At 64.7% G+C, this 2,907-nt stretch carries 2 protein-coding genes and 2 pseudogenes; 3 read left to right on the forward strand and 1 reads right to left on the reverse strand.

Features of this window, described 5'->3' with window-relative positions; genetic code table 11:
• Positions 1 to 246 (forward strand): annotated as a pseudogene (locus Q7V15_RS08390) (hypothetical protein); the annotation flags it as partial.
• A gap of 50 nt (positions 247 to 296) precedes the next feature.
• Here Q7V15_RS08390 and Q7V15_RS08395 read toward each other — a convergent pair.
• A complete protein-coding gene (locus tag Q7V15_RS08395) occupies positions 297 to 2,084 on the reverse strand; it encodes a long-chain-acyl-CoA synthetase (RefSeq protein ID WP_304755034.1) in 1,788 nt (595 codons plus the stop codon).
• A gap of 248 nt (positions 2,085 to 2,332) precedes the next feature.
• On the opposite strand from Q7V15_RS08395, the gene Q7V15_RS08400 reads away from it, so the two are divergent.
• Together Q7V15_RS08400 and Q7V15_RS08405 are read left to right on the forward strand one after the other, a co-directional pair.
• Entirely contained in the window at positions 2,333 to 2,560 is a 228-nt protein-coding gene (locus Q7V15_RS08400) for a hypothetical protein (RefSeq protein ID WP_304755036.1), read from the forward strand.
• Positions 2,561 to 2,655: 95 nt separating this feature from the next.
• Positions 2,656 to 2,907: pseudogene (locus Q7V15_RS08405) on the forward strand (hypothetical protein); the annotation flags it as partial.

Here is a 2,907-nt window from a genome sequence, read left to right on the forward strand (position 1 = left end):
CGGGTGGAGTGGACGGTCCGGCAGGAAGGATCTCGCCAGAGGCTTGAGCTGACCTGGAGCGAGGACGGCGGGCCGGAGGTTGTCCCGCCCACCCGCATGGGGTTCGGCTCGCGGCTCATTCAGCAGAGCGTCCGGGGCGATATGGACGGCGAGGTTCAGTTGAACTTCGACGCCTCAGGGGTTCGCGTTCGCCTGAACCTGACCCTGGCCGGGGACGATGCGGAGCCCAGCCTGCCACAGCTTTGAGCGGGACCTTACCCGTTCCCCGGCGCCTCCTGTCGGAGGGCGACCCGGCCTCAAATCCGATACCCGCCCGCGGCGATCTTGGTGAACACTGTCTTGGTCAGCTTCACATAGCCCTTGTCGGGATCGCGGAAGTAGAGCGGCGTCTTGACCTTTCCGGGATCAAACCCCTGCTCCACCAGGTCCACCTTGCGCTGCTTGAATGTCCCGGTGGTCTCCATGGCCGGCATCATCCGCAGGAACAGCGGCTGGGCGTAGGCCGGCAACTCGCGCCCCACATGCTCGGCGAAGGCGGCGAGATCGAAGGTCTCATCCGTCACCAGGGCCGCCATGCCCGCGCGGCCATCGGCGCCCGGCACCTCCACCCCATAGACATTCGCCTCCAGGACTCCGGCCGGCTCCTGCAGACGGGCGGCCACCTCGTTGGTGGAGACGTTCTCCCCCTTCCAGCGGAAGGTGTCGCCGATCCGGTCGACGAAGTAGAAATAGCCCTCGGCGTCCTGGCTCATCAGGTCGCCGGTGCGGAACCAAGCGTCCCCCCGCTCGAAGACGTCGCGCAACACCTTCTTGTCGCTGGCGGCCTTGTCCAGATAGCCGGTGAAGTCGGCGCGGGCGTCCCCGCCGATGCGGCCGACACACTCCCCGATCTGGCCCGGCCCACACTCGATGCAGAAACCGTCCAGCCCGCGGATCGGCGCCTCGTTCTCGACGTCGAACTGCACCAGGCGGAAGTTGAAGCGTTTGCGCAGATAGCGCGGCACCCGCCCAATCGCGCCGACCTTCCCGTCGAAATTGAACATCGACACATTGCCCTCGGTGGAGCCGTAGAACTCCAGGACATCGGGAATGCGGAAACGGCTCTTGAGCACCGGCCAGACATCGGGACGCAGCCCGTTGCCGAAGGCCAGGCGAAGCTTGTGGCGGGTCTCCATCTCGGTCTCGGGATGGTTGACCAGATAGCGGCAGAGCTCGCCGATATAGACGAACATCGTGCAGCCCTCGGCCGCGATATCCGGCCAGAACTGGCTGGCCGAAAACTTCTTCTTCAGGACGACCGAGCCGCCATTGAGGAGGGCCGCGCCCAGGGCGCAGAGGCCACCGGTGGCATGATAGAGCGGCAGGGCCACATAGATGCGGTCGCTCTCTTCGGCGCCGGTCGAACCAGCGAAGCCCCTCATATAGAGCTGGGCGCGCACATGGTTGATGCGCGCGGCCTTGGGCAGGCCGGTGGTGCCGCTGGTGAAAATATAGAGGCAGGTGTCGCGGGCGGTCATGCCCTCGCGGACCCCGCGGTCAGGGGGCAGCTGACTGCAGCTTTTCAGGGCCTGAATCAGGTCCCGCTGCTCATTTCGCGCCTCGCCCAGCACCCATTGCTGGACGTGGGTCTCAAGGCCGTCCTTGACCTCCTCAAAGGCGGGGGACGTCTCAGGGTCGACAATGCAGTGGCTGGCGCCAGACACGTTCAGACAGTGGGCGAGGGCCGCGCCCGTGAGCTGGTTGTTGATCAGCGCAGTGATAACCCCGACCTTGGACAGGCCATACCAGACACAGAAATATTCAAGCCGGTTGGGCATGAACAGCGCCACGGTCTGGCCGCGCCGCAGGTTCAGACCCTTGGCCCAGTGGGCGTAACGGTTGGCGATCCCGTCCAGCTCCGCATAGCTGATGGTCCGGCCTTCGAATGTCATGGCTGGTCGATCGCGCCAGCGGTCCACCGCCGCCTGCAGATCATCACAGATCAGGTTCGCCGAATCGGGCGAGATCGATTTCACCCGCCCGAGGGTGCGTCGGAGCTTGCGGAGAAACCGCAATTCACGTCCTAGCCGGGCTTTCAAACGCATCAGCACCCCCAAATTACGCCTACCTTGGCGGTCCGTTCCCCGACGGGTCAACCCGCAGCGTTCGCTCTACTCCGCGCAACGCCGCCGATAGGGGAATTCCGCCCTCGGCGCATCGCCGGCGCCTGTGGACCGTTCTGTGGTCATTCTGTGGACCAGCCTGCGTCCAGACGCCGCAGCCAGCCTCTCGTAAGAATTGTCTAAGGGCGTCTGGGGCATGGTTTCAACACCGCAGAAGGTGGGACATCGAAATGCTCAGAGGGCTATTTTCACAAGGCATGGCCGAATGGGGCACCGCCAGCCTCGTCTTTGTGTCCGGGGCCATGACCGGACGGCTTCTGGCGACCGGAATGAATGAGGTGCAGGCCCTCGGCGCCGTGCTCGCCGTGTTCGGCTCCCTCACAGCCGCCATCGCCGTGCGCGTCTGGCCTGCGTCCGAGACCGCCAAGGCCCGCAGCCGTCCGGATATCCGCGACTAGGCCTGCGTCAACTCGCCGCACATTTCAGCAAACATTGATTTTCGAAACGGGCGAAGCTTGTCTCTGGAAACACTGGGCGACTTGAGGACAGCGACATGGGTCGCCTCAGCAACCGAAATCTGCTGGCCCCTGCCGTGGCGCTCGCCCTGGCGGCCATGGCCGTTTTCGTGCTCAGCCTGGTTCTGTGGAGCCGCGGCGTCGACAACACGACCCTGACACGGGAAGAGGAGTTGGTCCGACAGGGCCTTGTTTCGGCGATCGCCGAGGTCGAGCGCTCGCTGGTGACAGAGACCACCTGGGACGAGGTGGTGCTCTATCTCGACAATCGTCGCGACATGGAATGGGCC

The organism is Phenylobacterium sp., from assembly GCF_030651755.1.
GTDB lineage: Bacteria > Pseudomonadota > Alphaproteobacteria > Caulobacterales > Caulobacteraceae > Phenylobacterium.